Raw genomic sequence first — 21,414 nt, 5'->3', positions numbered from 1 at the left:
TTCAACTCCTGTCAGTTGCCGGTCTTGTGACCGGTGATCTCGCCGACCCGGGCCAGCGAGGCGTTGGCCTTGGCAACGACGTTGTCAGGCGTGAAACCGAACTGCTCGAAGAGGATCTTCGCGGGGGCGCTGGCGCCGTAGTGCTCGATGCTGACCGCTTCGCCGGCGTCACCGAGGATGCGGTCCCAGCTCATCCGGATGCCGGCCTCGACCGTGACCCGGGCCTTGACCCCGCTCGGCAGGACCTCCTGCTGGTACGCGGTGTCCTGCTGGAAGAACCACTCCTGGCAGGGCATCGAGACGACCCGCGTCGGGGTGCCCTCCGCCTCCAGGCGCTCCTGCGCGGTGAGCGCGATGGAGACCTCGGAACCGCTGGCGATCAGGATCACCTTCGGGTTGCTGTCGGACGCCTCGGACAGCACGTAGCCGCCCTTGAGGGTGCCCTCGGCCGACGCGTACTTGGTCCGGTCCAGGGTCGGCAGGTTCTGCCGGGACAGGGCGAGCGCGGTCGGGCGGTCGGTGTGCTCCAGCGCGCCACGCCAGGCCCACGCGGTCTCGTTGGCGTCGGCCGGGCGGACCACGTCGAGGCCGACGATCGCGCGCAGCGCGGTCACCGTCTCGATCGGCTGGTGCGTCGGGCCGTCCTCGCCGAGACCGATCGAGTCGTGCGTCCACACGAAGATGACCGGCAGCTTCATCAGCGCGGACAGCCGGACGGAGCCGCGCATGTAGTCGCTGAAGACCAGGAACGTGCCGCCGTACGGCCGGGTGCCGCCGTGCACCGCGATGCCGTTGAGGATCGAGCCCATGCCGTGCTCACGGATGCCGAAGTGCAGCGTGCGGCCGTACTCGTGACCCGGGAACTCCTTGGTGGCGTACTCCGCCGGGATGAAGGACGGCTCGCCCTTCATCGTGGTGTTGTTGCTCTCCGCCAGGTCGGCGGAGCCGCCCCAGAGCTCGGGGAGCACCGGCGCGAGCGCCTCCAGCACCTTGCCGGACGCGGCCCGGGTGGCCAGGCCCTTCTCGTCGGCCGGGAACTCGGGGAGCGCCTTGTGCCAGCCCTCCGGGAGCTTCTTGGCGGCCAGCCGGTCGAAGAGCTCCTTGCGCTCGGCGTTGCCGGCGGCCCAGGACTGGAAGCCCTTGTCCCACTCGGCGTGCGCCGCCTTGCCGCGCTCGACGGTCTGGTGCGCGTACTTGATGATGTCGTCGTCGATGGCGAACGGCTCGGGCGCGAACCCGAGGATCTCCTTCGTCGCGGCGATCTCGTCGGCGCCCAGCGCGGAACCGTGGATCTTGCCGGTGTTCTTCTTCTTCGGCGCGGGCCAGCCGATGATCGTCTTCAGCACGATGAACGACGGCTTGTCGGTCACCGCCTTGGCGGCCTGGATCGCGTCCCAGAGCGCGTCGACGTCCTCGACGTACGGGTCCGCGCCGCTCCAGTTCACCGTCTGCACGTGCCAGCCGTACGCCGCGTACCGCGCGCCGACGTCCTCGTTCTTGGCGATCCGGGTGTCGTCCTCGATGGAGATCTGGTTGTCGTCGTAGATCACCGTGAGGTTGCCGAGCTTCTGCACCGACGCGATGGCGCTCGACTCGTGGCTGACGCCCTCCTCGATGTCGCCGTCCGAGGCGATCGAGTAGATCTGGTGGTCGAACGGCGACTCGCCGGGTGCGGCGTCCGGGTCGAACAGGCCGCGCTCACGGCGGGCCGACATGGCCATGCCGATCGCGTTGCCGATGCCCTGACCCAGCGGGCCGGTGGTGATCTCGACGCCGGAGGTGTGGCCGTACTCCGGGTGACCCGGGGTCAGCGAGTCCCACTGGCGCAGCGACTTCAGGTCATCCAGCGACAGGCTGTAACCACTGAGGAAGAGCTGAATGTAGAGGGTGAGGCTGGAGTGACCGCAGGACAGTACGAACCGGTCGCGGCCCGCCCAGTGGGGGTCGGTCGGGTCGTGCCGCATCACGCGGTTGAACAGCAGGTAGGCGGCCGGGGCCAGGCTCATGGCCGTGCCGGGGTGGCCGTTGCCGGCCTTCTCGACGGCATCCATGGCCAGCACCCGAACCGCGTCGACCGCCTTGCGGTCGAGGTCGGACCAATTGAGAGCAGGAACTGTGGCACCCACGTCTGTTGTGCTCCTCGGGGCAGGGAATGTGGAACCCTTTTCGGCTTGACCCTATCCAGTAGGGCTAAACGTCTGCGCAGCGAACGCCGTAGGCACATACGCTGTGAGCGGACACACGGTTGAGGGGTGTGATGGTCTCCACCCGTGCTGGGTGCCCCGAGCAGCGGAGACGGTGGCGCGTAGGCTGTCCGGGCGGCTTGGCCGGGTCGATGGGACACCCGGCACGCGGCTGCGAGTTGGTCCAAATGCCGGAAGGTGGCTGTCCGTGAGCATGATCACCGAGCGTTCCGTCCAGCGACGGTCGCCCGGCGTGGCGGAGCCTGCGCCACGCGAGTCACGACGTGACCGGATGGCGGTGGTCCGCGGCTATGTGGCACTGACCAAACCGGCCATCGTCGAGTTGCTGCTGGTGACCACGGTGCCCACGATGTTGCTCGCGGCCGGAGGTTGGCCGGACCTGGTCACCTTCTTCGCGGTGCTGGTCGGCGGGGCACTGGCGGGTGGCGCGGCGAGCGCGCTGAACTGTTACATCGACCGCGACATCGACGTGCTGATGAAGCGGACCAAGCGGCGTCCGTTGCCGACCCACCAGATCACCCCCCGCGCGGTGCTGATCTTCGGGCTCACCCTCGCGGTGGTGTCGGTGGTGCTGATGGCGGTGCTGACCAACTGGCTGGCGACCGCGCTCACCGCGTTCTCGATCTTCTACTACGACGTGGTCTACACGCTCTGGCTGAAGCGGCGCACCCCGGCGAACACGTTCTGGGGCGGTGTCTGCGGCGCCGCGCCGGTGGTCATCGGCTGGGCCGCGGTGACCGGATCGATCGCGCCGATGGGCTGGGCCCTGTTCGCAGTCGTCTTCTTCTGGCAGATGCCGCATTTCTACGCATTGGCCATCAAGTACAAGGACGACTACGCGCGGGCCGGCATCCCGATGCTCCCGGTGGTGCGCTCCGTCGCCCGGGTGAACTTCGAGATCCTGCTTTACACCGTGCTCACCGTGGTGTCCTCGGCGGTCGTGGCGTGGCCGCTCGGCGCCGAGTTCGGGCTGGGCTGGATCTACGCCGTCTCCGCGGTCGTCACCGGCGCGCTGTTCCTGGGCGAGTCGATCCGGTTGGTCTACCAGACCCGCAACGGCGGGATGGTGAAGCCGATGCGGCTGTTCCAGCTCTCCATCACGTACCTGACGCTGCTGTTCCTGGCGGTCGCGGTGGATGCTCTCATCTGAGATCGCCCTCGGTGATCTGGTTACGGGTGAGTCGCACACAATGCCCGGATTGTGATCAGTGTCAACTACTGTCCGTCACTCATTAGACTGATTCTGGTCACCGGGCAAATCGGGCGTAATTGGTGCATAACTATCCCTCGCGCGGGGAAACCTGCTGGTAACAGCGGTCACAAAAGGCTTCCGGAGTACCCCACGATCCCTCGCGGACTGCTTAGGCTGCGAGTCATGGCAGAAGGTTCCGTAATGACGCTGACCTCAGAGATCAAGTCTTTCGCCGCCGGTCACGGCGGCGCGAAGGCGGTCATCGAGTACGTCGGTAAGCGCGGCGCCCGCATCGTCCTGGTCGGTGAGGACGGCGAGTGGTCCGACCAGTTCGCCCAGGACACCGGTGTCGCCCGGCAGGCGTGTGAGCACGCCGGCGTCCAGGTGGAGAACGAGTGGGAGCGCGAGCTCCTCGAGCAGATGCGTCCCAGCAACGACCTGTGGCGGTCGATGGCGCGGCGGAGCATGGCGCGCTGATGCCCGCCGACGCCCGGGTCGCCCTGGTCACCTGCGATCTCTTCCCCGATCTGTGGGACGACGACCACCCGCTGCGCGACGCTCTCGTCGCGCGCGGGGTGGCCGTCGACGCGGTGCGCTGGGACGACACGGGCGCCGACTGGTCCCGCTACGACCTCACCGTGATCCGTTCGCCGTGGGACTACGTCGCCCGCCACGACCAGTTCGTGGCCTGGGCGCGGAGCGTGCCACGGCTGGCCAACCCGGCCGACATCATCGAGTGGAACACCGACAAGCGGTATCTCAGCGAACTCGCCGCGGCCGGCGTCCCGATCATCCCGACCACGTTCGTCGGCCCCGGCGAGTCCTGGTCCGCGCCGGCGGACGGCGAGTGGGTGGTCAAGCCCACGGTCTCGGCCGGCAGCCAGGACACCGCCCGCTACGCCCTGCCCGGTCAGCGCGCGCAGGCTGAGGCGCACGTCAGCCGGCTCACCGCCGCCGGCCGGACCGCCATGGTCCAGCCGTACCTGGCGGCCGTCGCCACCGCCGGCGAGACCGCGCTGCTGTGCCTGCCCGACCCGACCGGCGAGCTGACCTTCAGCCACGCGATCCGCAAGGGACCGATGCTGCTGCGCACCGGCGAGCACGAGATCAACCCGGGCAGCGAGGACATCACCCCGCGCACCCCGTCCGCCGCCGAGCTGGAGATCGCCCGCCAGGCCCTGGCCGCGATCCCCGGCGGCTCCAAGCGCCTGCTCTACGCCCGGGTCGACGTCATCCCCGGCCCCGACGGCCGCCCCATGATGATCGAGCTGGAGCTCACCGAGCCGTCCCTCTTCCTCCGCGAAGCCCCCACCGCCGCCACCCGCCTGGCCGACGGCATCCTGGCCCGCCTCTGACCCACCTGCTTGCTGCGGACCGCGCCTCTTGTCGCGGTCCGTTTCTTTTTCTTGTACGGGCACGGCCGCCCCCAACCGCAGCAGCCCGTCTCGTGGCGGCGCCCCGCGACATCCGCCCACCCCGGACCGCCCAGCGCCTCCCGGATGTACCGGTGGTCCCGCTCACCCCACCACCCCCAAGCACCTGGCCCGCCCACCACCCGGCTGGCCCTGACGGCCCTTATGGATGCCGGATTCGGGCCGCAACAGCCAGCCGTGCTCCCAGCTGGCTCTGACGGCCCTTATGGGTGCCGGATTCGGGCCGTGACGGCCAGCCGTGTGCTCCGGCTGGCTGTGGCGGCCCTTATGGGTGCCGGATTCGGGCCGTGACGGCCAGCTGTGTGCTCCGGGCTGGCTGTGGCGGCCCTTATGAGGGTCGGAAAGGGCCGTGAGGGCCAGCTGGGCCGTGATGCGCGTTGCGGCGCGGTGCGGAGCGGGGACGTCGCGGGCTCCACGGCGTACCCGTGCAGGTGGAACGGGATCAGCGGTCTGGACCGGATCGTCGGCCCGGAGTCGGCACCCACCTCTGCGGACGGCAGTGCCCGAACGCGAGCGGTGACCGGCTTATCGGGCCGTGACCACCAGGTCCCTCGCCTGGGGAGCAAACCCCAGCGAGCCCGCAGCCGACCCCTCCCGCCCTGGCCCGGTCCATCATGGCCGCGAGTGAGGCAGGGTGCGGCGGCGACGTCGGGCCGGCGCGGTCAAGCGGCCGGAACGGGATCCTTCGACGGGGCCGGGGCCGGCGTCTGGCCGGCGGGCGTGGACTCCGCCACCACCGGGCGTTCGCGCAGGGACCACAGGGCGCCGAGCGTCGCCCACCACACCAGGCCGGCGCCGAGCATGTGGGCGGCGACCAGGATCACCGGGAGGTGGGTGAAGTACTGGACGAAGCCGATCAGGCCCTGCGACAGCTCCACGATGACCAGCACCCCGGCGGCACGGACGGCGGCCGCGGGGGCCGGGACCGCGCGGAGGGCGAACCACAGCGCCACCGACAGGCCGATCAGCAGGAAGACCAGGTCGGCGTGGACCTGGGAGATGGCGGCCGGGTCGAGGCCGTTGCGCTTGGCGCCGCGGTCGCCGGAGTGCGGGCCGCTGCCGGTCACCACCACGCCGACCGCGACGACCGCGAGGCTGGCCAGTGTGGTGAGCACGCCGAGGGCGCGGAGCGGAGCGGGCACCAGGAGGACCGGGGCGGCGTCGCCCTCGTCGATCCGGCGCCAGAACGCGTAGGCCACCGTGATCAGCGCGATCGAGAGCAGGAAGTGCAGCCCGACGACCCACGGGTTGAGGTGGGTCAGCACGGTGATGCCGCCGATCACGCCCTGCATCGGGATGCCGAGGCCGACCGCGATCGACAGCCGGACCAGCGACCGGCGGCGGGGCCGGCCCAACGCGCCGAGGAAGCAGGCGATCGCGAGAGCCACGAGCACGAACGTGAGCATCCGGTTGCCGAACTCGATCACGCCGTGCACGCCCATCGCGGACGTCGTCGTATATGACCCGTCGGTGCACTTGGGCCACGTCGGGCAGCCCAGACCGGAGTCGGTGAGCCGGACCGCGGCACCGGTGACGATCAGCGCGACGTTGGCGACCAGGGACGCGAGGGCCAGTGGACGCAGCACGGCGGTGAACGGGCGGAACAGCGGCTCGAAGGACTTCACGCGGACGATCGTACGCTCGAATTTGATCTTGAAAATCGCGTCCCCCGGATGCCGGTGTGACGGATCACCGGAACCCGGTTTGCAGGTGCCCGAGGAAATACGTAACGTTGGCGTAGTGAAATACGAGGTGCTGGTCGGAAACGGTGCGGAGGCGTCAGCTGCCGTGTCGGACGGCCGCACCCGTGACCGGGTCGCCCAGTTGCTGCGCCGTGGCCCCGCCACCGCCGCCGAGCTCGGCGCGCAGCTCGGCCTGAGCCCCGCCGCGATCCGCAAGCACCTCGACGCCCTGCTCGCCGACTGCCTGGTCGAGACGCGCGAGGTGCGGCGCACCGGCCCGCGTGGCCGTGGCCGCCCGGCGAAGGCGTTCGTGCTCACCGCCGCCGCCCGCGAGGATCTCAACCCGCACCACTACGACAACATCGCCGCCGCCGCGCTGCGCTGGATCGCGCAGAACAACGGCCCGCAGGCGGTCACCGCGTTCGCCGCCTCGCAGATCCAGGCCCTCGAGGACCGCTGCAGTGCGGCTCTCGAAGAGGCCGGCACCGATCCGATCGCCCGGGCGGAGGCGCTCGCCGATGCGCTGACCGCGGAAGGCTACGCTGCCAGCGCGACCACGATCGCGTCCGGCGGCCAGTTGTGCCAGCACCACTGTCCGGTGGCCCACGTGGCCGCCGAGTTCCCTCAGCTGTGCGACGCCGAGACCGAAGTCATCTCTCGCCTCATCGGCACCCACGTGCAGCGTCTTGCCACCATCGCGCACGGCGACGGGGTGTGCACCACGCACATCCCTCATCGCCCTACGCACACCTCCGCAATCACGGTTAGGACAGATACATGACTGACCAGATCGTCACTCAGGAAGAGCACCTCGCCGCACTTGGCAAGTACGAGTACGGCTGGTCCGACACCGACACCGCCGGTGCCACCGCTCAGCGTGGCCTGTCCGAGGCCGTGGTTCGCAACATCTCCGCTCTGAAGAGCGAGCCGCAGTGGATGCTCGACCTGCGGCTCAAGGGCCTGCGCCTGTTCGGCCGCAAGCCGATGCCGAACTGGGGCGCCGACCTCACCGGGATCGACTTCCAGAACATCAAGTACTTCGTGCGTTCCACCGAGAAGCAGGCCGCCACCTGGGACGACCTGCCCGCGGACATCAAGAACACGTACGACAAGCTGGGCATCCCGGAGGCCGAGAAGCAGCGCCTCGTCTCCGGCGTCGCCGCGCAGTACGAGTCCGAGGTCGTCTACCACGCGATCCGTGAGGACCTGGAGCAGCAGGGTGTCCTGTTCCTGGACACCGACACCGCCCTGCGCGAGCACGAGGAGCTCTTCCGGGAGTACTTCGGCACGGTGATCCCGGTCGGCGACAACAAGTTCGCCGCGCTGAACACCGCGACCTGGTCCGGCGGCTCGTTCATCTACGTGCCGAAGGGTGTGCACGTCGACATCCCGCTGCAGGCCTACTTCCGGATCAACACCGAGAACATGGGCCAGTTCGAGCGGACCCTGATCATCGCCGACGAGGGCAGCTACATCCACTACGTCGAGGGCTGCACGGCGCCGATCTACTCGTCCGACTCGCTGCACTCCGCGGTCGTCGAGATCGTCGTGAAGAAGAACGCGCGGGTCCGGTACACGACCATCCAGAACTGGTCGAACAACGTCTACAACCTGGTCACCAAGCGCGCCACCTGCGAAGAGGGCGCGACCATGGAGTGGGTCGACGGCAACATCGGTTCCAAGGTCACCATGAAGTACCCGGCGGTCTACATGACCGGCGCGCACGCCAAGGGCGAGGTGCTCTCGATCGCCATGGCCGGCGCGGGCCAGCACCAGGACTCCGGCGCCAAGATGGTGCACGCCGCACCGCACACCTCCTCGACGATCATCTCCAAGTCGATCGCCCGGGGCGGTGGCCGCACCAGCTACCGCGGCCTGGTCCAGGTGCTCGAGGGTGCCGCGCACTCGAAGAGCACGGTCAAGTGCGACGCGCTGCTGGTCGACACGATCTCCCGCTCGGACACGTACCCGTACGTCGACATCCGCGAGGACGACGTGAACATGGGGCACGAGGCGACCGTCTCCAAGGTCAGCGAGGACCAGCTCTTCTACCTGATGAGCCGTGGTCTGACCGAGGACGAGGCGATGGCCATGATCGTGCGTGGCTTCATCGAGCCGATCGCCAAGGAGCTCCCGATGGAGTACGCCCTGGAGCTGAACCGGCTGATCGAGCTGCAGATGGAAGGGGCCGTGGGTTAAGCACCCGGGCCCAATCACAAGCGGATTAAAGGAAGAAATGACAACCGAGGTCATCGCCCCGCCGCGCACCAAGTCGCAGGTGCTGCGCTCCTTCGACGTCGCCGACTTCCCGGCCCTCAACGGCCTGGAGGAGGAGTGGCGTTTCACCCCCCTCAAGCGCCTGCGTGACCTGGTCACGGCTACGACGCTGACCGGGGCGGCCCCGTCCGTGGAGTACGCCGACCTGCCGGCCGGCGTGACGGTGTCGACAGCCGACGACGTCGAGCCGGTGCTGACCCCGTTCGACCGGGTCAGCGCGCTGGCCTACGGCTCGGCCGCGGGCGTCACCGTGATCGAGGTGGCGGCCGAGGCCGTACCGGCCGAGGCGGCCGTGATCCGTCTGGTCGGCAAGGGCGGCGACGCCGCTGCCGCGCGCACCGTGGTGAAGGTCGGCAACTTCGCCAAGGCCACCGTGGTGCTGCACCAGACCGGCTCGGTCACCCTGGCCGACAACATCGAGGTGGTGCTCGGCGACAGCGCCCAGCTCACCTTCGTCACGCTCGCCGAGTGGGACCGTGACGCGGTGCAGGCCCAGCACGTGAAGATCCGGGTCGGCAAGGACGCCCGGATCCAGCACGTGCAGGTGACCCTCGGTGGCGACCTGGTCCGCCAGTTCACCAGCGTGGAGTACACCGGACGGGGCGGCGACGCCGAGCTGTTCGGGCTGTACTTCGCGGCGGCCGGCCAGCACCACGAGCACCGCCAGCTGGTCGATCACAGCGTGCCGGACTGCCGCAGCTACGTGGGTTACCGCGGGGCGCTGCAGGGCGCGTCGGCGCACACCGTCTGGGTCGGCGACGTGGTGATCCGGGCGGCCGCGACCGGCACCGACACGTACGAGATCAACCGCAACCTGGTGCTGACGGACGGCGCCCGCGCCGACTCGGTCCCGAACCTGGAGATCGAGACCGGCGAGGTCGCCGGCGCCGGGCACGCCAGCGCGACCGGCCGGTTCGACGACGAGCAGCTGTTCTACCTGATGGCCCGCGGCATCCCCGAGGGGGAGGCGCGCAAGCTGGTGGTCCGCGGCTTCTTCGCCGAGCTGATCAACAAGATCCCGGTCGAGGAGCTGCGCGAGCGCCTGGGCGACGCCATCGAGGCTCGGCTGGTGGAGGCCGGGTCATAGTGACGTTCGAGAACGTCGGCCCGGTGGCCGACGTGGCCAAGGGCACCGCGCTCCAGGTGGAGGTCGACGGTGTCGAGATCGCGATCGTGCACGCCGACGACGACAACTTCTACGCGGTCCGCGACGAGTGCAGTCACGCCTCGGTGGCGCTCTCCGAGGGCGAGGTCGACGGGTGCACGCTGGAATGCTGGCTGCACGGTTCCCGTTTCGACCTGCGCACCGGTGAGCCCTCCGGACCGCCCGCCATCGAACCGGTGGCGGTCTACCCCGTCGAGATCCGCGACGGAGACATCTACGTTTCGACGACACCGAGCAATGGAGTAGAGCCGTGAGCACCCTGGAGATCCGCGACCTGCAGGTTTCGGTGAAGCTGCCGGATGGCGAGCTGAAGCCGATCCTCGCCGGGGTCGACCTCACCATCAAGTCTGGCGAGACGCACGCCATCATGGGCCCGAACGGCTCCGGCAAGTCGACGCTGGCCTACTCCATCGCCGGCCACCCGAAGTACGAGATCACCGGCGGTTCGGTGACCCTGGACGGCCAGGACATCCTGGCGCTGACCGTGGACGAGCGCGCCCGGGCCGGCCTCTTCCTGGCCATGCAGTACCCGGTCGAGGTCCCCGGCGTCTCGGTGGCCAACTTCCTGCGTACCGCGAAGACCGCGATCGACGGCCAGGCGCCGAAGCTGCGCACCTGGGCCGGCGAGCTGCGGGGCGCGATGGAGAAGCTGCAGATGGACCCGGCGTTCGCCCAGCGCAACGTCAACGAGGGCTTCTCCGGCGGTGAGAAGAAGCGGCACGAGATCATGCAGCTCGAGCTGCTCAAGCCGAAGATGGCGATCCTCGACGAGACCGACTCCGGCCTCGACATCGACGCGCTGCGGATCGTCAGCGAGGGTGTCAACCGGGTCCGGGAGAACGGCGACACCGGCTTCCTGCTGATCACCCACTACGTGCGGATCCTGCGCTACATCAAGCCGGACTTCGTGCACGTCTTCGTCGGCGGCAAGATCGTCGAAGAGGGCGGCTCCGAGCTGGCCGACCGCCTCGAGGCCGAGGGCTACGAGAAGTTCCTCACCAAGGCCTGAGAGGACGAGTCATGAGCTTCGACGTCGCACGGGTGCGCAAGGACTTCCCGATCTTCGAGCGGGAGGTGAACGGCCACCCGCTGGTCTACCTGGACAGCGCCAACACCTCGCAGAAGCCGGTGCAGGTGCTCGACGTCATGCGCGCGCACCAGGAGAAGCACAACGGCAACGTGTCGCGCTCGGTGCACACCCTGGGCACCGAGTCGACCGAGATGTACGAGGGCGCCCGGGCCAAGGTGGCGAGCTTCATCGGTGCGGGCAGCCCCGATGAAGTGATCTTCACGAAGAACTCCACCGAGGCGATCAACCTGGTCGCGCACTCGGCCGGTCAGTTCCTCGGCCTGAAGCCCGGTGACGAGATCGTGATCTCCGAGATGGAGCATCACTCCAACCTGGTGCCCTGGCAGCTGCTCTGCGAGCGGACCGGCGCCACGCTGCGCTGGTTCGGCATCACCGACGAGGGCCGGCTCGACGAGTCCCAGCTCGACGAGCTGGTCAACGAGCGCACCAAGCTGGTCTCGGTGGTGCACATGTCCAACGTGCTCGGCACGATCAACGACGTGACCGCGCTGGTGGCGCGGGCCCGTCAGGTCGGCGCGCTGGTCATGCTGGACTGCTCGCAGTCGGTGCCGCACTTCCCGGTCGACGTGCGCGCTCTGGGTGTCGACTTCATCGCGTTCACCGGGCACAAGATGCTCGGCCCGACCGGTATCGGCGTGCTCTGGGGCAAGTTCGAGCTGCTGGCCGCGATGCCGCCGTTCCTGGCCGGCGGGTCGATGATCGAGACGGTGTCGATGGCGAAGACCACCTTCGCCCCGCCGCCGGCCCGGTTCGAGGCCGGCACCCCGCCGATCACCGAGGCGATCGGTCTCGGCGCGGCCGTCGACTACCTGACCGCGCTGGACATGGACGAGGTCCACCGGCACGAGCAGGAGATCACCCGGTACGCGCTGGACCAGCTCGCCGCGGTCCCGGACGTCCGGATCTTCGGCCCGACGTCGTCCGAGAACCGGGGCGGCACCGTGTCGTTCGCCGTGGACGGGGTACACCCCCATGACGTCGGGCAGATCCTGGACGCGCTCGGCGTCGAGGTGCGGGTCGGCCACCACTGTGCCCGTCCGGTCTGCGTACGCTTCGCGGTGCCGGCGATGACCCGGGCCTCGTTCTACCTCTACACGACAACGGAAGAGATCGACGCCCTGGCGCGCGGTCTGGACCAGGTGCGGAAGGTGTTCGGCTGATGATGCTCGACGGGCTGTACCAGGAGATCATCCTGGATCACTACAAGCATCCGCATGGGCGTGGACTGCGCGACCCGTACGACGGGGAGGCGCACCACGTCAACCCGACCTGCGGTGACGAGATCACCGTGCGGGTCTCCGCCGATCTGTCGGAGATCTCGTACGACGGCCTGGGCTGCTCGATCAGCCAGGCCTCGGCTTCGGTCCTGCACGAGCTGCTGCAGGGCAAGGACCGGCACGACGCCGCACGGATCCACCATGCTTTTGTGGAGCTGATGCAGAGCCGCGGCCAGGTCGAGCCGGACGAAGAGGTGCTCGGTGACGGGGTCGCTTTCGCCGGGGTGGCGAAGTTCCCGGCCCGGGTGAAGTGTGCCCTGCTCCCGTGGATGGCATTCAAGGACGCGGCCGTTCGCGCGGGCGTCGACGTGGGCGCGAGCCCGGAGGTGAAGGCATGACGGACAACAAGACCGACGAGGTACCGGCCTGGCTGGCTGCCGAGCGCGACGCCGCCGAGGCCGCGGGTGACGTGGTCGAGGTGCCGGAGGCCGAGTTGTCGGCCCCGGCTGAGGTCGCGGAGGAAAAGCCGGTCGCTGACAAAGCACCGGTCAAGAAGGCGTCCACCGACGACGTCGAAGAGGCCATGAAGGACGTCGTCGACCCCGAGCTCGGGATCAACGTCGTCGACCTCGGCCTGGTCTACGGCGTGCACGTGGACGACGACAACGTCGTCACCCTGGACATGACGCTGACCTCCGCGGCCTGCCCGCTGACCGACGTGATCGAGGACCAGACCCGGCAGGCGCTGACCACCGGCCCCGGTGGCGGCCTGACGCAGGACTTCCGGATCAACTGGGTGTGGCTGCCGCCGTGGGGCCCCGACAAGATCACGGACGATGGACGCGAGCAGCTCCGGGCGCTCGGTTTCAACGTCTGATAAGTGTCTCCAAAGGGCGGTGCGCGACAAGCGTGCCGCCCTTTGTCGTATTTGGATGGTAGAAACCGGGAATGACACCGACTCCGCCCTTCCCCGAGCTGATCACGCTGGTCGAGGAGCGCTCCGCGGCACTGCGGGAGGCCGCCGCGCTGGCGCCGGCCCTCGACGCCCGGGTTCCCGGCTGCCCCGACTGGTCGCTGCGGGACCTGATCGCGCACCTCGGTGAGGTGCAGCGCTTCTGGGCTCTCGTGGTGACCGAGGCGGACCCGTCCGGCCCACCCTCCAAGGAACGGCACGGCAGCACCCTGCCGGAGAGCGACCTGCTGGAGTGGTTCTCCGAGTCGACCCGGATGCTCGACGCCGCCCTGCGCGCCGCCGGGCCGGACACCCCGTGCTGGGCCTGGTGGCCCGAGTCGGCCGGTCCGCACACCTCGGGCGCGGTGGCCCGGCACCAGGTGCAGGAGTCGGCGGTGCACGCCTACGACGCCATGGAGGCCCTCGGCAAGCCCGAGCCGCTGCCGGCCGCGGTCGCCGTCGACGGGATGAGCGAGTTCTTCACCGTGGTGATGGGTTCGCTCGGGGCCTGGCCGCACCGCCCGGCCCGGGTGCAGTTCCAGGCGATCGAGGGACCGTCCTGGACGCTCGACCTCTCACCGAGCGGCGCCACCGCGGATCCGGCGGCCAGCGGTGAGCCGGTCACCCGGGTGCACGGCACCGCCAGCGACCTGCTCCTGCACCTCTACCGCCGGATCCCGCTGGAGGACGTCCGGATCGACGGCGACCGCGCGGTCGCCGTCCAGCTCCGCGAGTGGTCCAAGCACTGATCGTCAGACCCGCCAGGCGCGGTCCAGGGCCACGGCCAGCCGCCGTAGCCACGGGTGCTCGTGCGGCTCGGTGACCAGGCCGGGGTAGTCCCGGGCGAAGTTGTCCCACTGGACGTCGGTCCAGCTCAGCACGGTCTCGGCGGTGAAGTCGTCGGCCGTCGCGCCCAGCTCCGGCCGCAGCAGCTCCCGGACCAGCGCGAGGTCGGCGGTGGCCCGCTCGGCCAGCAGCACCGCGTCGTAGAGGTCCTTGCCCTGCGGGTAGCAGTCGGTGGCCAGCCACTGGAGTTTCCAGGCCAGCGACAGTCCCGCGGTGGCGGCCAGGACCGGGCCGGTCACCCCGGGCAGGGTGATCGGCTCGGGCGCGACCGGCAGGTCCTCACCGAACACCACGTCGACCTGCACGATGCCGCCCGGCACGTTCTCGACCTCGAACGGGATGACCAGGCGGCGGCCGTCGGCCCGCTCGTACGTCCAGATCTCGGATTGTTCGATCCGGTCGGCCCGCAGCCCGGCGCCGGGCCGCTCGCCGAGTGCCCGGACGATCCGGTCGAACAGCCGGCGGCCCGCCTCGCCGTCGCTGGTCACCGACGCCGGCGTGACCACGAAGTCCAGGTCGCCGGGCTCGCGGGCGGCGGCGCCGACCCAGGCCGGCATGGTGACGCTGCCGCGCAGCACCAGGTGCCGGCTCCAGGACTCGCCGGTCAGCTGGGCCAGGACGTGGTCGAGTGCGGCCCGCCGGGCGGCCCGCCAGCGCTCGCCGGCCGCCGGGTCGCCGAACACCGGCTCACCGGCCCGGTAGGCGTTCGCGTGCTGCTTGAGCGCCGGGTCGAAGACCAGTTCCTGCCGCACGTCCGGTGACCTGCGGCGCAGCGTCCGTTTCGGCTGTGGCACCGGCCGGTAGGTGGCCGGGTAGCCGCGCGGGGTGGCCGGCGCCAGCTGGACCTTGCGGCGTGCCGGGCGGGCGACTCCGAACGTCGTACCGGGCAGCCAGCCGGCGTCGAGGCCCAGGTTGGTGTCCTGCACCACGTACTCCTGCTCGACCGAGACCACCTCGTGGCCGGCCTCGCGCAGCGCGGTGACCAGCCGGTCCAGCCGCAGCGACGCGGTGGACCGGCCGACCCGGTGGCAGCGCTGGTTGACGAAGCGGGTCTCGGCGCCGTCCGCGGACCGGGACCGGGCGTTGCGGGAGAGCCGGGCCCCGTGCGGCTCGACCAGGTCGGTGACCGTGATCAGGTCGGTCATCCCGGCCGGCAGCCGCAGCTTGAGGTGGTGTTCGAAGTACCTGTCGTCCGGCTCGTCGCGGGCGTCCCGGTCGTGCTGTGGCACGCCGTCGGCCCATGGCGCCGCCTCGATCTTGCTGCGGATCGGGTCCATCCCGGCCACCCGCAGCCAGTGGCACCAGTCCCGGGCCACCGCCTGCTGCTCGGTCAGGGTGCCGCTGCCGTGCAGCGTCAGCATCGGCTGGGACATGGCCGAGCCCCGGTCCAGTTCGATGTGCAGGAAGGTCGCGCCGTGGTCGGCGGCGAACGCGGCGAGCACCTCGGCCTGGTTCGGATAGACGGTCACGTGGGTTTCGAAGTCCCCCGTAATCTCTTTCACGACCCGGGAGAATAGCCGGAACGACGCCTTCCGGACGACCGTTTTGCTCGCCATGCATCGATGTTCACGCATAAAATCCGGGGCGTGGACTCCTTCGACGCCCCGGACGGCATCCGGCTCGCGCTGCACCGTTCCGGCTCCGGCGACCCGCTCGTCTGCCTGCCCGGCGGCCCCATGCAGGCCTCCGCGTACCTCGACGACCTGGGCGGGCTGTCCGCGCACCGGCGGCTGCTGATCCCGGATCTGCGCGGCACCGGCGCGTCCGAGGTGCCGGCCGGCCCGGACAGTTATCGCTGCGACCGGCAGGTGGGTGACGTCGAGGCGCTGCGCGAGCACGTCCGGCTGGAGCGGTTCGACCTGCTCGGCCACTCGGCCGGTGCCACGCTGGCGCTGCTCTACGCGGCCCGGCACCCGGAGCGGGTGCGCCGGCTGGTGCTGGTCAACCCCAGCCCGCGGGCGGTCCACCTGGAGATCAGCGACCTGGACCGGCGGCGGGTGGCCGAGGAGCACCGGGCCGAGCCCTGGTTCCCGGAGGCCTACGCCGCCCTGGAGCGGGTGCAGACCGGGCAGGCCACGCCGGCCGACGGCCGGGCGCTGGCGCCGCTCATCTACGGACGGTGGGACGCCGAGACGCAGGCCTATTCGGCCCGCGAGGCCGGCCAGAAGAACAACGTCGCGGCCGCGGCCTACTACGCCGACGGAGCATGTGATCCGTACGAGGTGCGCGCCCGGCTGGCCACCTTCCCCGCCCCGGTGCTCCTGATCACCGGCGAGGTCGACCTCCAGCTGCCGCCGAAGCCCGCCGCCGAGTACGCCGGCCTGTTCCCGCAGGCGGAGCTGGCCGTGGTCCCCGGCGGCGGTCACTTCGCCTGGCTCGACGACGCCGAATGGTTCGTCCAGAAGGTGACCGGGTTCTTAAACCGCGCGTAGGAAGTCGATCAGCAGCGGGTTCACCAGCTCCGGCCGCTCCAGGCTGGGCAGGTGACCGGCCCAGTCCAGTTCCACGTGCCGGGCGTCCGGCAGCACCCCGGCCAGGTGCACCGCGATCTCCCGGAAGTCCGGCAGGTCGTACGCCCCGGAGAGCAGCAGGGTCCGGGCCACGATCGTGTCCAGCTCCCACTCCACCTCGATCTGCTCCGGCTCCGGCATGTCCGGCGGCTGCAACTCGAAGACCCGGCGCTGCATCACCCGGACCGCCTCCCGCTGCTCCGGCCCGGCGGCCGGCCCGACCCACGTCCGCACGTTGAGCTCGGTGGCCGCGTCCAGGTCTCCCGCGGTCACCAGGGCGTCCTCCTCGCCGGCGAACGCCAGCCGCTGCGGGCTCTTCGGGTGCCCGGGCAGCGCGGTGCAGAGCAGCGCGAGCGCGGTCACCCGCTCCGGCCACCGGGCCGCGATCTCCAGCCCGAGCTGACCGCCACCGGACGCGCCGACCACCGCGAACGGGCGCCCGCCGAGCAACTCGACGATCTCGTCGGCGTCGTTCCAGGGCCGGTCCGGTATCGGGCTGTCGCCGAAGCCGCGGAAGTCGCAGCGGGTCACCCGGAAACCGGCCGCGACCAGGTCGGGGACCTGCGGATCCCACATCCGGCGGTCACACACGGTGGAGTGGAGCAGGAGCACGTCCGGACCGGCACCGGTCACCTCGAAGGCAAGCGTCATCCGGCCGATCTTTCCTCACTCCACCGTGGCCAGTGCCCGGGCCCCCGATTTGCGGATGACCCGATGCTCGTCCAGGGCGTGCCAGGTGGAGAACAGGAACGGTGACAGGGTCACCACGAGATAACCGATCCCGGCCAGCAGCGCGGCGGTGCGCAGGCCCAGGTCCTCGACCGCCCAGCCGCCGAGGACCCCGCCGAGCGGGATGCCGGCCCAGGAGAACGCGATCAGCACGCTCATCACCCGGCCCTGCATCCGGATCGGGACCCGCTCGTAGACGGCGGCCAGCAGGATCGGGTTGATCGTCGACATCAGCGCGCCGGCCAGCGCGGCGATCGCCAGCACCGCCCACAGCCGGTCGGTCAGGGCCAGCGCGAGCAGCTGCGCCGGGCCGCCGATCAGGAAGCAGACCGCGAAGGTGACCCGCCGGGGCACCCGCGGCCCGATGACCGTCCAGAGGATGTTGCCGGCCACCGCACCCACCCCGAAGGCGCTGCCGAGCACGCCGAGCGCCGCCGGGCCGTGCGGGCCGTCGCGCACCCACACCGGCACGAACACCGTCGCGTACGCCTGGTCGAAGAGGTTCGTGGCGAACAGCATCGACATGATCCCGACGATCAGCCGGTCCTGTCGTACGTACCGGAAACCGCACCACAGTGCCGCCGCATAACCGCTCTCCTCGTCCTCCGCGGTCTCCTGGCCGGTGGAACCGGCCGTCACGTAGATCGAGATGATCAGCGCGCACACGCCGAACGTGGCCGCGTCGACGAGCAGCACCCGGGCCGGTCCGACCGCGGCCACCAGCAACCCGGCCAGCGGCAGGCCGAGCAGGGTGGCCACCCGGCTGATCCCGTCGTAGAGCGTGGTGCCCCGCTCGGTGGACAGCCCGGCGCCGGCGATCACCCGGGGGAGCAGCGCGCGCTTGGCGGTGTCGCCGAACCCGCGCAGCGCCCCGGCCACCGCGATCAGGCCGAGCAGCGTCGAGTACGAGATCGTCTCGGTGCTGGCCAGCAGCGGGATCCCGGCCACCGCGAGCAGGCTCGCCGTGTCGGCGGCCACCGCGGTCGGCCGGGGACCGACCCGGTCCACGATCGGACCGCCGAGCAGCCCGGCCAGCACGTACGGAAGCATCTCGGCGAAGCCGGCCACCCCGGCCAGCAGCGCCGAGCCGGTGCTGGTCAGCACCAGCCAGGGCAGCGCCACGAAGGTGATCCGGCTGCCCAGCAGAGAGATCGCCTCGGCCGCGAGCAGACCGGTCAGGCTCCGTCTCACCGGTCGCCTCGCGGCTCGTTCCGGGTCTGTTGGTCAGGTGGCGGGCTGGTGGCCGACCGGGCCGGCAGGGGGAAGGCCTGCCACTGGAAGACCACCCGGGCGCTGCCGGGCACCGCGAGGTCCGGGTCGTCGTCGACCGGGTAGTCGGTGAGCACCGCACCGATCCGGGACAGCAGCTCACCGGCCTGTGCCGGGGTCAGCCGCAGCGCGACGTTGCGGATCGCGACCCCGGTCTGCCACTCCGGCGGCAGGTCCGCGGCCGCGCCGAGGAAGTCCTGCAGCCGCTGGAAGTCGGCGACCGCGACCGACCGCAGGTAGTTCTCCGCGCCCGCCGCCACCGGGGCGCTGCTCCGGCTCGCCACCCGCCACCAGCGTTCCCGCCGTACACCCCGGCCCGGCACGTCCTCGACGAAGCCGTAGGCGGCGAGCTGACGCAGGTGGTAACTGGTCGCTCCGGACGACTCGCCGAGTCGGCCGGCGAGCCGGGTCGCGGTCGAGGCGCCGTGCTCGCGCAGCAGGCCGAGGATGCGCACCCGGAGCGGGTGAGCGAGGCCCCGCAACGAGTGCGGGCCGGGGACGACGGGGGAGGCGGGCATCGGCCCAACCTATCTTTGCAAAGAAGTCTTTGGAAGACGTGCATCGATATGCTTCGGCGGGTTCAGGCCGGTGGGAGGTGATCCACGCCGTTGTAACCGTCGAGTTTCAGGGCCGCTCCGCCGTCGCTCGTGAAGCGGGTCAGCGACGCGTTCCGGACCGGGCCCGCGGACTTCTCCAGGGCGGCCAGCTCGTCCCAGTCCAGGTCCTCGAGGACCGCGCGGGTCATCAGGACCACCGCGTCGTGCGCGACCACGACCACCCGCCGGCCGGCGTGCTCGCGGTGCAGGTCGTCCAGGAAGGACGTCAGGCGCAGGCGGATGTCGGCGAAGGACTCGCCGCCCGGCGGGCGGTACTCGTACAGGCCGGCCTCGGCGCGACGGGCCGCCTCGCCCGGGAACCGGGCCGCGATCGCGGCGCGGGTGAGCATCGCCAGCTCACCGTTGAGCCGATCGACAAGACGATCATCGGTGTGTGCGTCGGGCAGGGTGATCCCGGCACTCTCGGCCGCGATCCGCCAGGTCTCCCGAGCTCTTGTGTACGGGGAGGTGACCACGACCTCGGGGCGCGCGCCGGCCGGTAGTGCCGCGAGCCAGGCCCCGAGCGCGCGCGCCTGTTCCTCGCCGTGCCCGGTGAGCGGCACCTCGGCGTCCGGCCCGCTCACCGCCGCCTCCAGCAGCTGCTGCGCGTCCGCGGCCGGGAAGGCGACGTTGGCCAGGCTCTGCCCGTGCCGGATCAGGACAAGTTCCGCGACAACCGTCATGATCGGACCCTATCTGTCACGGTACGTCGCCGGGAGGGCGCATCGAGTGACGGTAGTCTCGCCCGATGCCCCGGCTGATCGTGCTCAACGGCCCACCCGCGACCGGCAAGTCCACACTCGCCGGTCGGTATGCCGCCGCCCATCCGCTCACCCTGAACCTGGACATCGATCGGCTCCGGGACCTGATCGGCGGCTGGCGCACCGACCCGCAGGCCGGCGGGCTGCTGGCCCGGGCGGCGGCGCTGGCCGCGGCCCGGGTGCATCTGCTCGCCGGCCACGACGTGATCGTGCCGCAGTTGCTGGCCCGGCCCGCTTTCCTGGAGCAGGCCGGCGCGCTGGCGGCGGAGACCGGCGCGTCGTTCCACGAGCTCGTCCTGATGGACACCCGGGAGAACGCCCTCCGCCGCTGGGCCGTCCGGTCCGCGGCGGCGGCCGGTTCCCCGGTGGCGACCGGTTCCACGGTTCCGGCTCGTTTCGCCGCGGAGCGGGATGAGGTCGTGGGGCTTTATGACCGGTTATGTGACATGTTGGTGTCGCGCCCGGATGCCCAGATCGTGCACAGCCACGAGAACGAGATCGATCGCACCTATCGGGACGTGCTCGCCTGCCTGCCGGGTTAATCGGTGGCCACCCACCCCGGGCCGGTCGCATGATGACCCGGTGATCTCACCGATGAGGTATCCCGCCCTCCCTGTCGCCGCGGCCGAACGGGCCACCCGGCAGCAGCGGGCCCGCCGGGGACGGGTGGTGCCCGAGCAGCGATCATGAGCGCCCCGTTCCTGTCCGGCGTGATCGCCGGATACGGGATCGCGGTGCCGGTCGGTGCGATCGGCGCGCTGATCGCCGGCTTGAGCGCCCGCACCTCGTGGCGGGTGGGCGCGGCGGCCGGTCTGGGCGCGGCCACCGCCGACGGGATCTACGCCTGCGTCGCGGTGGCCGGTGGCGCCGCGGTCGCCGGCCTGATCGCGCCGCTCACCACCCCGCTGCGCTGGGCCGGCGCGGTGGTCCTGCTGCTCCTGGCCGCCCGGACCGCCTGGACCGCGGTCCGTCTCTCCGGTACGCCGGAGCGCACCGAACGCCCGACCACGGCGATCCGGGCCTACGCCGGGATCCTCGCGCTCACCCTGCTCAACCCGGCCACCGTGATCTACTTCGCGGCCCTGGTCCTCGGCGCCGGTGGGGTGGGTGGCGGCGTCTGGTTCGTGCTCGGCGCCTTTCTCGCGTCCGCCAGCTGGCAACTCCTGATCGCCGCCGCCGGCTCCCTCTCCGGCCACCTGCTCACCGGCCCCCGAGCCCGCCTCCTGACAACCCTGCTCTCCAGCGCCGTGATAACCCTCCTAGCCCTACGCCTCCTGATCCCCTAAAACCCGCGTGTGAAGTTGCGGCGCGCACCGCACCAAAAGTCCCCACGCTGCAGGTCCTCACGGCGAGCGTGTGAAGTTGGGGTGCGCACCGCACCGAAAGTCCCCACGTTGCGCCCAGCCCCACCGAGCGTGTGAAGTTGGGGTGCGGAGCGCACCGAAAGTCCCCACGTTGCAGGTCCCCAGGGCGAGCGTGTGAAGTTGGGGT

The 21,414-nt window shown here is 70.6% G+C and carries 22 protein-coding genes; 15 read left to right on the top strand and 7 right to left on the bottom strand.

The genetic code is table 11. The features are described 5' to 3' along the window. Positions 1–11: 11 nt before the first annotated feature. Complete coding sequence (gene tkt, locus ADL15_RS41675) at positions 12–2,126, bottom strand: transketolase (protein ID WP_067704185.1); 2,115 nt, start codon at positions 2,124–2,126, stop codon at positions 12–14. A 271-nt stretch (positions 2,127–2,397) separates the two neighbouring features. On the opposite strand from tkt, the gene ADL15_RS41670 reads away from it, so the two are divergent. The 3 genes from ADL15_RS41670 (at position 2,398) to ADL15_RS41660 (ending at position 4,751) form a co-directional block, all read left to right on the top strand. After that, positions 2,398–3,354 carry a heme o synthase gene (locus ADL15_RS41670; protein WP_198171264.1) on the top strand — a complete coding sequence of 319 codons (957 nt, stop codon included), beginning with the start codon at positions 2,398–2,400 and terminating at the stop codon, positions 3,352–3,354. 225 nt (positions 3,355–3,579) lie between these two features. Continuing rightward, entirely contained in the window at positions 3,580–3,873 is a 294-nt protein-coding gene (locus ADL15_RS41665; RefSeq protein ID WP_067704179.1) for a hypothetical protein, read from the top strand. Next, on the top strand, positions 3,873–4,751 hold the full coding sequence (locus ADL15_RS41660) for an ATP-grasp domain-containing protein (RefSeq protein ID WP_067704868.1): 879 nt from the start codon (positions 3,873–3,875) through the stop codon (positions 4,749–4,751). The genes ADL15_RS41665 and ADL15_RS41660 overlap by 1 nt, the downstream gene beginning before the upstream one ends. Before the next feature lie 740 nt (positions 4,752–5,491). Here the strand turns inward: ADL15_RS41660 and ADL15_RS41655 are convergent. Then, entirely contained in the window at positions 5,492–6,454 is a 963-nt protein-coding gene (locus tag ADL15_RS41655) for a COX15/CtaA family protein (RefSeq protein ID WP_232344883.1), read from the bottom strand. A 115-nt stretch (positions 6,455–6,569) separates the two neighbouring features. Between ADL15_RS41655 and ADL15_RS41650 the strand changes: the two genes are divergently transcribed. The 9 genes from ADL15_RS41650 (at position 6,570) to ADL15_RS41610 (ending at position 13,961) form a co-directional block, all read left to right on the top strand. Beyond that, positions 6,570–7,292 (top strand): helix-turn-helix transcriptional regulator, encoded by a 723-nt coding sequence (locus tag ADL15_RS41650; RefSeq protein WP_067704176.1) that lies wholly within the window; start codon positions 6,570–6,572, stop codon positions 7,290–7,292. Then, the gene (gene sufB / locus ADL15_RS41645) at positions 7,289–8,710 is read left to right on the top strand and encodes a Fe-S cluster assembly protein SufB (RefSeq protein ID WP_067704173.1); all 1,422 of its coding nucleotides are present in this window, start codon (positions 7,289–7,291) and stop codon (positions 8,708–8,710) included. The genes ADL15_RS41650 and sufB overlap by 4 nt, the downstream gene beginning before the upstream one ends. A 37-nt stretch (positions 8,711–8,747) precedes the next feature. Next, the gene (gene sufD, locus ADL15_RS41640) at positions 8,748–9,875 is read left to right on the top strand and encodes a Fe-S cluster assembly protein SufD (protein ID WP_067704166.1); all 1,128 of its coding nucleotides are present in this window, start codon (positions 8,748–8,750) and stop codon (positions 9,873–9,875) included. After that, positions 9,875–10,207 (top strand): non-heme iron oxygenase ferredoxin subunit, encoded by a 333-nt coding sequence (locus ADL15_RS41635; RefSeq protein WP_083972425.1) that lies wholly within the window; start codon positions 9,875–9,877, stop codon positions 10,205–10,207. Before sufD ends, ADL15_RS41635 begins: the two co-directional genes overlap by 1 nt. Next, a complete protein-coding gene (gene sufC / locus ADL15_RS41630) occupies positions 10,204–10,962 on the top strand; it encodes a Fe-S cluster assembly ATPase SufC (protein ID WP_067704164.1) in 759 nt (252 codons plus the stop codon). The genes ADL15_RS41635 and sufC overlap by 4 nt, the downstream gene beginning before the upstream one ends. A gap of 11 nt (positions 10,963–10,973) precedes the next feature. Further along, on the top strand, positions 10,974–12,203 hold the full coding sequence (locus ADL15_RS41625; protein ID WP_067704161.1) for a cysteine desulfurase: 1,230 nt from the start codon (positions 10,974–10,976) through the stop codon (positions 12,201–12,203). After that, positions 12,203–12,658, top strand: coding sequence for a Fe-S cluster assembly sulfur transfer protein SufU (gene sufU, locus ADL15_RS41620; RefSeq protein ID WP_067704158.1), 456 nt, complete (start codon positions 12,203–12,205; stop codon positions 12,656–12,658). The genes ADL15_RS41625 and sufU overlap by 1 nt, the downstream gene beginning before the upstream one ends. Then, positions 12,655–13,137 carry a metal-sulfur cluster assembly factor gene (locus ADL15_RS41615; protein WP_067704155.1) on the top strand — a complete coding sequence of 161 codons (483 nt, stop codon included), beginning with the start codon at positions 12,655–12,657 and terminating at the stop codon, positions 13,135–13,137. Before sufU ends, ADL15_RS41615 begins: the two co-directional genes overlap by 4 nt. Positions 13,138–13,208: 71 nt before the next feature. After that, entirely contained in the window at positions 13,209–13,961 is a 753-nt protein-coding gene (locus tag ADL15_RS41610; protein WP_067704151.1) for a maleylpyruvate isomerase family mycothiol-dependent enzyme, read from the top strand. 3 nt (positions 13,962–13,964) lie between these two features. Here ADL15_RS41610 and ADL15_RS41605 read toward each other — a convergent pair whose 3' ends face one another. Continuing rightward, complete coding sequence (locus ADL15_RS41605; RefSeq protein ID WP_067704864.1) at positions 13,965–15,560, bottom strand: nucleotidyl transferase AbiEii/AbiGii toxin family protein; 1,596 nt, start codon at positions 15,558–15,560, stop codon at positions 13,965–13,967. Positions 15,561–15,644: 84 nt separating this feature from the next. On the opposite strand from ADL15_RS41605, the gene ADL15_RS41600 reads away from it, so the two are divergent. Further along, positions 15,645–16,490 (top strand): alpha/beta fold hydrolase, encoded by an 846-nt coding sequence (locus ADL15_RS41600; RefSeq protein ID WP_067704148.1) that lies wholly within the window; start codon positions 15,645–15,647, stop codon positions 16,488–16,490. On the opposite strand, the gene ADL15_RS41595 is transcribed toward ADL15_RS41600, so the two are convergent. From ADL15_RS41595 to ADL15_RS41580, 4 genes are all read right to left on the bottom strand, one after another. Continuing rightward, entirely contained in the window at positions 16,476–17,219 is a 744-nt protein-coding gene (locus ADL15_RS41595; RefSeq protein WP_067704145.1) for an alpha/beta fold hydrolase, read from the bottom strand. The two genes, ADL15_RS41600 and ADL15_RS41595, sit on opposite strands and share 15 nt — an antisense overlap. Positions 17,220–17,234: 15 nt before the next feature. Beyond that, positions 17,235–18,488 (bottom strand): MFS transporter, encoded by a 1,254-nt coding sequence (locus ADL15_RS41590; protein ID WP_067704142.1) that lies wholly within the window; start codon positions 18,486–18,488, stop codon positions 17,235–17,237. Beyond that, entirely contained in the window at positions 18,485–19,084 is a 600-nt protein-coding gene (locus tag ADL15_RS41585) for an ArsR/SmtB family transcription factor (RefSeq protein ID WP_067704139.1), read from the bottom strand. Before ADL15_RS41585 ends, ADL15_RS41590 begins: the two co-directional genes overlap by 4 nt. 62 nt (positions 19,085–19,146) lie before the next feature. Beyond that, entirely contained in the window at positions 19,147–19,845 is a 699-nt protein-coding gene (locus ADL15_RS41580; RefSeq protein WP_067704135.1) for a histidine phosphatase family protein, read from the bottom strand. Positions 19,846–19,910: 65 nt separating this feature from the next. On the opposite strand from ADL15_RS41580, the gene ADL15_RS41575 reads away from it, so the two are divergent. Then, complete coding sequence (locus ADL15_RS41575; RefSeq protein ID WP_067704132.1) at positions 19,911–20,465, top strand: AAA family ATPase; 555 nt, start codon at positions 19,911–19,913, stop codon at positions 20,463–20,465. A 144-nt stretch (positions 20,466–20,609) separates the two neighbouring features. Continuing rightward, entirely contained in the window at positions 20,610–21,209 is a 600-nt protein-coding gene (locus ADL15_RS41570; protein WP_067704124.1) for a LysE family transporter, read from the top strand. The last annotated feature ends 205 nt before the right edge of the window (positions 21,210–21,414 follow it).

Source organism: Actinoplanes awajinensis subsp. mycoplanecinus (assembly GCF_001509495.1).
Lineage (GTDB): Bacteria > Actinomycetota > Actinomycetes > Mycobacteriales > Micromonosporaceae > Actinoplanes > Actinoplanes palleronii.
The sequence above is the reverse complement of the archived record's forward strand: the minus strand, read 5'-3'. Positions and strand labels throughout refer to the sequence as shown.